Here is a 7,628-nt window from a genome sequence, read left to right as displayed (position 1 = left end):
TGGCTTTTTTTTGGTTTTGGTGTGCGGCCCGCGCCCCCGCGCCGGCCCACCACGGCCGTTGCTCCCTCCCTTTCGCGCAGCGAAGGGGAGGGTTGGGGAGGGGTGAGCTGTTGGCTGGCCGGTGAAGCCCCTGCCGAGCATGGCTCGGCACTACAGCTTGTGGCTTTGCTGGGAATGCCCCTGCCGAGCATGGCTCGGCACTACCGCGCTATTCAGCGCTGCTTGCGGCTGTTCCAGCTGGCCAGGAATACAGCGGTGGCCGAGGCCACATTCAGGCTTTCCACGGCGCCACTGCCGGGAATCGACAAGCGCAGGTCACAGCTCTGCGCGAAGTCGCGGTCCATGCCCTCGCCCTCCGCACCCATCACGTAAACCATGCGATCCGGCAGCTCGGTGGTGAAGACGTTGTCGCCATCGGCAACCAAGGTCGCGGCCAGACCGAAGCCGGCATCACGCAGCTGAGCAACGGCCTGCGGCAAGGCTGGCAGCCGGACCAGCGGCACCGACTCGGCGCCGCCTTCAGCCACGCGCGCGGCAGCGCCGGACAGGGCCAGGGTCGAGTCAGCCGGCAACAGGATTGCCGCAACACCAAAATGTGCGGCCGAACGCAGGATCGCACCGAAGTTGTGCGGGTTGCCCACGCCGTCCAGCCACAAGGCCAGCGCCGGGCCGTCCTGCAGCGAGGCCAGCCAGGTCGCCAGCGCCAGCGGTTCCTGCTTCTGCACGTCGGCCACCAAGCCTTCGTGGTGGGTGGTGGCGGCCAGCTTGTTGAGGTCGCCATCACCAACCACGCGGTAACCCACGCGATTGGCCACACACCATTTCAGCACCGGCTGCAGGCGCGGGATCATGTCCTCAGCCAGATACAGCTTGCGCAGCGCCTGCGGGCGCTTGGCAAACATCGCCTGTACGGCGTTGAAGCCGTACAGGCGCATTTCATCGCCACCGCGCACTGGTACACCGTCACCACCTTCACGAGCGGCTGACGGCGCAGCCGGGGTTGCGCGGGGTGGCCGCGAAGAAGGGCGACGGTTGTTCCAGGGGTTACTCACAGCGGTTCCTTTGAATTACTTCTTGCTACGCCAGAATTCGGCATTTTTGATGCCCAGTGCATCGGGGTCGAAGACCGGGTCCAGGCCCAGCTTCTTCTGCCGCTCATAGTCGGACAGTGCAAGCATGGCAGGCTTTTGCAGGATCAGGATGGCGATGACGTTCAGCCAGGCCATCAAGCCCACGCCGATATCACCCAGCGCCCAGGCCATTTTCGCATTGTGGTAGGCGCCAAACACCACCATCGCCATGATGCCAAGACGCAGCAGCAGGGTTGCAGCCGGGTGGGTGCGGTTGCTGCCGGCCAGGTAGGTCAAATTGGTTTCGGCCATGTAGTAATAGGCCATGATCGTGGTGAAGGCGAAGAAGAACAGCGCCAAGGCCACAAAACCACCACCCCAGCCCGGCAGTACCGACTCCACCGCAGCCTGGGTGAACAGGGCGCCTTCGGAAGCCTGCACGCCGGGCACGCCGGTGATGATGGCTTCCAGCTTGGTCACGCCGCCTTCGGTCACTTCGCGGAACACGTTGTACATGCCGGTGGACAGCACCAGGAAGGCGGTCGAGGTGCAGACCAGCATGGTGTCGAAGTAGATAGCGAAGGCCTGCACATAACCCTGCTTGGCCGGATGCGAAACCTCGGCGGCGGCGGCGGCGTGCGGGCCAGTGCCCTGCCCGGCTTCGTTGGCGTAGATGCCGCGCTTGACGCCCCAGGCGATGGCCTGGCCGATGATGCCGCCGAAGGCGGCGTGTGCGCCGAAGGCGCTGGAGAAGATGTCCGAGAACATCGCCGGCACCTTGCTGGCATTGAGCATCATCACCACGATCGCCATCAGGATGAAGCCCAGTGCCATGAACGGCACGATCACTTCGGCGAAGCTGGCAATACGCTTCACGCCACCGAAGATGATGATGCCCAGCAGTGCTGCCACGGCCAGGCCGATCCACAGCTTCATGCTGGCTGCACCGCCCACCGAGGCACAGGCATTGGCGCCGGTGCACAGCACGTTGACCGCACTGTCGGCAATGGCGTTGGCCTGCACGCCCGGCAGCAGGAAGCCACCAGCGATGACGGTGGCCACGGCGAACACTGCCGCATACCACTTCAGACCCATGGCCTTTTCAATGTAATACGCCGGGCCGCCGCGGTAACGGCCTTCACCGTCCTTGACCTTGTAGATCTGCGCCAGCGTGCATTCCACGTAGGAAGTGGAGGCACCGAGGAAGCCCATCACCCACATCCAGAAGATCGCGCCTGGGCCGCCGTAGGCAATGGCTGTGGCCACACCGGCGATGTTGCCGATACCCATGCGGCCGGCCATCGACATGGCCAACGCCTGGAATGAGGACACACCGGCTTCGGACTTCTCACCGCGGATGGTGAGCCGGCACATTTCGGCAAACCCCCGGATCTGCATGAAGCGGGTGCGCACACTGAACCAGAGACCGGCGCCCAGACACATGAAGATGAGCGCGTTACTCCAGATGATGCCGTTGATCGATTCGACGATGGATTCCACGTAATTCCCCGGAAAGCTGAAAGGTAGCCAAAGCCCGGACTCCCGGGGCTGACCGATTTTTCCACGATTAAGCTTGGCTGTGCACGGCCTTTACGCCAATTTCAGCAAAGTCCTGATCCGGGCGAAGCAGCGCATGTCATGCAACTGCCCGTCCTTGAACACCGATTGGCGTTCGGTGCCCTCCTCCACGAATCCATTCTTCAACAGCACCCGCGCCGAGGCCGGGTTGCCGGCCATCACCTGCGCGGACAGCCGTGCCAGCGCCAGGGTATCCATCACCCACGGCACATAGGCGCCGACCACGGTGGTCATGATGCCCTGCCCCCAGTAGCGCTGGCCCAGCCAATAGCCCAGCGATGCCGAATGACGCCGCTCGTCCTTGCCCTGGGTCACGCCGATACCGCCGCAGGCCTGACCATCCATCTCCAATGCAAACACCTGCCCCCGCAGGTCCAGCACCTGTCCACCGAGAAACGCCTCGCCATCGGCGCGGGTATACGGATAGGGAAAGCGCGTGCTCAGCCCCCGCGATACCGCCGCGTCGTTGGCATGCTCGAGCAGCGCGTCCAGGTCCCCTGCGTGCCAGGGGCGCAACCGGACGCGACCGCCGAGCAGAGGTTCACGCATGGCCGCCAACCGAAGGTGTCTCGCGCTCGAGCTTCTCCAGCGCGTTGGCCACGGTTTCCGGCGATTTGGTATACGGCGCCAGCAGCGCATAGAACGCCGGCACCACGAACAGCGACAGGAAGGTGGACACACTGACGCCGAAGATCACCACGATGCCGATGGTGGCGCGGCTGGCCGAGCCTGGGCCACCAGCCACAACCAGCGGAATCGCGCCAACCACGGTGGCGATCGAGGTCATCAGGATCGGCCGCAGACGCACCATCGACGACTCAACGATGGCCTGGTGCACGTTGCGGCCTTCATCGCGCAGCTGGTTGGCGAATTCGACGATCAGGATGCCGTTCTTCGCAGCCAGGCCGACCAGCATGACGATGCCGATCTGACTGAACAGGTTGAGCGTGCCGCCACTGAGGTAGAGGCCAACGAAGGCACCGAGCACGCCCAAGGGCACGGTCAGCATGATCACCAACGGATGGATGAAGCTCTCGAACTGCGCGGCCAGCACCAGGTAAACAACCAGCAAGGCCATCGCGAAGGTCAGCAACACCGCGCTGCCGGCGCTCTGGTACTCGCGCGATTCGCCCTTCCAGTCGATCTGCGCGTATTCCGGCAGTTCCTCGGCGGTGACCTGTTTGGCCCAATCGATGGTTTCGCCCAGCGTATGGCCCGGCGCGACGTTGGCGCTGATGGTGATCGAGCGCAGGCGGTTGAACCGGTTGAGGCTACCGGCCTCGGCCACTTCACTGAGCGTGACCAGGTTGGACAGCGGCACCAGCTCGCCCGAGCGCGCCCGCACCTGGATCGCCGACAGGTCGGCCGGCGACGCACGCCCTTCGCGGCCGGCCTGCACCAGCACGTCGTATTCCTCGCCGTTGTCGACGAACGTGGTGACGCGGCGCGAGCCCATCATGGTTTCCAGCGCGCGACCGATGTCGGTGACCGAGATGCCCAGGTCGGCCGCACGCTGGCGGTCGATGTTGACCCGCATCTGCGGCCTGGTTTCCTTGTAATCCGAATCCGCACCGACCAGACCGGGGTAATCGGCCATGCGCTCCAGCAGGCGATCACGCCACTGGGCGATTTCCGCATATTCCGGGCCACCAAGCACGATCTGGAACGGCTGGCCCATGCTGCGTACCAGGCCACCGCCAACCATGGTGCGCACGCGTACGCCGCTGAGGTCGTTCAGTTCTTTCTGCAGGTCATTGGCCACATCCACCGTGGCTTCGCTGCGATTGCGCCAGGGCTGCAGGAACACGCTCATGCGGCCGGTATGCATTTCCTCGCTGTTGCCCCAACCACCGGGCACGCGCGGATTGGCGCGGACGATGGGTTCTTCCGGGCCAACGAAGCGCGAGACGATCTTCTCGACCTGCTGCACCTGCTCCACGGTGTAGTCGTAACCCGCGCCTTCCGGGCCATCGATCATGATCTGGAACGAGCCACGGTCTTCGGCTGGAGCGAGCTCCGAGGGAATCAGCTTGAACAGGCCCCAACTGGCGCCAAGCGCGCCCAGCATCACCAGCCCGAACACCCAGCTGCGCTGCACATGGCGATCCAGCACGCGGCCGTAGGCTGCCGACAAACGCTCCAGCTGACGGTTGATGAAGCCATGCAGGCGGCTGACCTTCTGCTCGCTATGCGGCTTGAGCAGCTTGGACGCCATCATCGGCGTCAGCGTCAGCGCAACGAAGGCAGACAAGGCCACCGCTGCCGCCAGCGCAACCGCCAGTTCGCGGAACAAGCGGCCGGTGTTGCCTTCAAGGAAACCGACCGGCAGGAACACCGCCACCAGCACCGCCGTCGTCGCGATCACTGCGAACGCCACCTGCGCGGTACCGCGCTTGGCAGCCACCAGCGGCGGCTCGCCCAGATCGATGCGACGTTGCACGTTCTCAACCACGACGATGGCGTCATCCACCACCAGACCGATACACAGCACCAGCGCCAACAAGGTGAACAGGTTGATCGAGAAGCCAAACGCAAACAGCGCGATGAAGGCTGCCACCAGACACACCGGCACCGTTACCGCTGGAATCAGCGCTGCACGCAGGCTGCCGAGGAACAGCCAGATCACTACCAGTACCAGCAACATCGCTTCGACCAGGGTCGCGTAGACGCGCTCCACGGCAGCTTCAATGAAGGTGGTGTTGTCGAAGGCGACGAAGATCTGCGTACCCTTGGGCAGGGTCTGGCCGATGCGCTCGGCTTCGGCGCGGGTATCGCGCGCCACGTCCAGCGCATTCGCAGTGGAGGTTTTGACGATACCCAGGCCGATACCCGGTTCGCCGTTGCTGCGGAAATAGGCGCGGCGCTCCGACGAGGCCAGTTCAACCTTGGCCACATCGCCCAGGCGCACGACGTAGCCGTCATTGCCCTTGCCCAGCGGGATGCTGGCGAAGTCGGCAGGGGCCACGTAGCTGCGTTCGACACGCAGAGTGAAATCGCGGTCGGCCGATTCGATGCGGCCGGCCGGCAACTCCACGTTCTCGTTGCGCAGCGCGGTTTCGACCTCGTTGACGGTCATGCCGCGCGCAGCCAGCTGGTCACGGTCCAGCCACACCCGCATCGCGTAACGCTGACGGCCGCCGATGCGCACCTGCGCTACGCCGTCGATGCTGGAGAAGCGGTCCACCACATAACGGTCCGCGTAATCGCTGAGCTCCAGCGTGTCCATCACCGAGGACGACATGTTGAACCAGATGATCGGGTCGGCATCGCTCTCGACCTTGGCGATCTCCGGTGGCCGTGCTTCTTCCGGCATGCGGTCGGCAACGCGGCTGACCGCGTCGCGCACGTCGTTGGCGGCGGCTTCGATATCGCGGTTGGCGTTGAACTCGATGCTGACCGAGGCACGGCCATTGGTGCTGCGTGCGTTGATGGTATCGATGCCCTCGATACCGGCCAGCGCGTCTTCCAGTACCTGGGTGACGCGGCTTTCGATCACCGCCGCCGAGGCGCCGGTGTAATCCACTGATACCGAGACGATGGGCGGATCAATCGCCGGCAGCTCGCGCAGGGTCAGGCGGGTGAACGACATGATGCCCAGCACCAGCAGCAACAGGCTCATCACCACGGCCAGGACCGGCCGCTTGATCGAAAGATCGGACAGCTTCATCCGGCAGTCGCCAGCTTGGCCGGCGCGGCAACCTCAGCCGGCTTCAGCGGTGCGGCCGCGTCGGCGGCCTTGGCCGGCTTCTCATCCTGGATGCGGATGCCCGGCCGCAGCTTGCCGGTGCCATCGACCACGATGCGGTCGCCGGCCTTCAGCCCTTCGACAATCTCCACCACACCAGCACGGCGGGTGCCGGCCTTGATGTCGGCGCGCTCGACGCTGTCGTCCTGCTTGACCCGGAATACATAGGAATCGCGGCCCACCTGCACCACCGCGATCTCGGGAATCACCAGCGCATCGCGCTCGGGGCGGAACAGGCGCACGTCGAGCAGCATGCCTGGGCGCAGCGCATGGTCGGCGTTGTCGAAATCGGCGCGGACGGTGATTGCGCGGCTGCCCGGATCGACGCGCGCGTCGATGGTGCTGACCGTGCCTTCAAACATGCGCCCCGGATAGGCGATGCTGCTGCCGCTGACCTTGTCGCCGATCTGCAGCGAGGACAGCTGCGCTTCCGGCACCTGGAAATCAACGTGCATGCGCGAGATGTCGTCGAGGGTGGCGATGGCCGTGGTCGGCGTCACCAGCGAACCCGGGCTGACCTGGCGGATACCCAATACGCCAGCGAATGGCGCGCGCACCTGCCGATCAACGATATCGGCGCGCATCTGCTGCACACGGGCCTCGGCGGCGTCGCGGATGGACTGCTGCGTATCCAGGGTTGAATGCGCGACAAGCTGCTGGGCTGCCAATTCACGCTGGCGCTTGTAGAGCCGGTCAGCCTCGGAGAAGGTGGCCTGGGCCTGGGCGAGCGCAGCCTGCTGGGCCTGGCCACGCAGCGTCACCAAGGGTGCACCGGTGGCAACCTGCTGGCCGCTTTCGAAATGCACCTTGTCGATGATCTCGCTGACCTTGGCGGTGACGATGATGGATTCACGTGCCTTGGCAGTGCCATTGGCCTGCAAAGTATCGCTCCAAGGCGCGGTTTCGACGACCTGGGTAGTGACCAGGACGGCGCCGGCGGCTTGCTGCGGCGCCTCGGCGTTCTTGCGGTTGCATCCGGCCAACGCCAGCGCCAAGACAGTGCCACCTGCAACGGTGACGGCAAATCGCCCGAACATACAGAGTCCCATCGGTTACACGATCGGGCAGTCTAGCGGTGTCAGATGACGGCCGGATGTGCCGTTAGGGGGGGAACACCACCTCATTTGGAGCAGCGGTAGTGCCGAGCCATGCTCGGCAGGGGCCTGCACCAGCGATGCGAAGAGCTTACCCCTCCCCAACCCTCCCCTCCGCCTACGGCGCAAGGGAGGGGGCGA

At 64.7% G+C, this 7,628-nt stretch carries 5 protein-coding genes; all 5 read right to left on the bottom strand.

All coding sequences use genetic code 11. The features are described from left to right. Positions 1 to 212: 212 nt before the first annotated feature. Positions 213 to 1,052 carry a TrmH family RNA methyltransferase gene (locus ACVOLV_RS15645; RefSeq protein ID WP_481555192.1) on the bottom strand — a complete coding sequence of 280 codons (840 nt, stop codon included), beginning with the start codon at positions 1,050 to 1,052 and terminating at the stop codon, positions 213 to 215. Positions 1,053 to 1,067: 15 nt separating this feature from the next. After that, positions 1,068 to 2,513, bottom strand: a complete 1,446-nt coding sequence (locus ACVOLV_RS15640) for an alanine/glycine:cation symporter family protein (RefSeq protein ID WP_481555193.1) — start codon at positions 2,511 to 2,513, stop codon at positions 1,068 to 1,070. Positions 2,514 to 2,660: 147 nt separating this feature from the next. Beyond that, positions 2,661 to 3,197, bottom strand: a complete 537-nt coding sequence (locus tag ACVOLV_RS15635; RefSeq protein WP_481555191.1) for a GNAT family N-acetyltransferase — start codon at positions 3,195 to 3,197, stop codon at positions 2,661 to 2,663. Then, a complete protein-coding gene (locus ACVOLV_RS15630; protein WP_481555190.1) occupies positions 3,190 to 6,315 on the bottom strand; it encodes an efflux RND transporter permease subunit in 3,126 nt (1,041 codons plus the stop codon). The genes ACVOLV_RS15635 and ACVOLV_RS15630 overlap by 8 nt, the downstream gene beginning before the upstream one ends. Next, the gene (locus ACVOLV_RS15625; RefSeq protein WP_481555189.1) at positions 6,312 to 7,430 is read right to left on the bottom strand and encodes an efflux RND transporter periplasmic adaptor subunit; all 1,119 of its coding nucleotides are present in this window, start codon (positions 7,428 to 7,430) and stop codon (positions 6,312 to 6,314) included. Before ACVOLV_RS15625 ends, ACVOLV_RS15630 begins: the two co-directional genes overlap by 4 nt. Between the last annotated feature and the right edge of the window lie 198 nt (positions 7,431 to 7,628).

The organism is Stenotrophomonas sp. STEN023, assembly GCF_056760135.1.
Note: the sequence above shows the minus strand (reverse complement) of the source record. Positions and strands in the feature narration are given on the sequence as shown.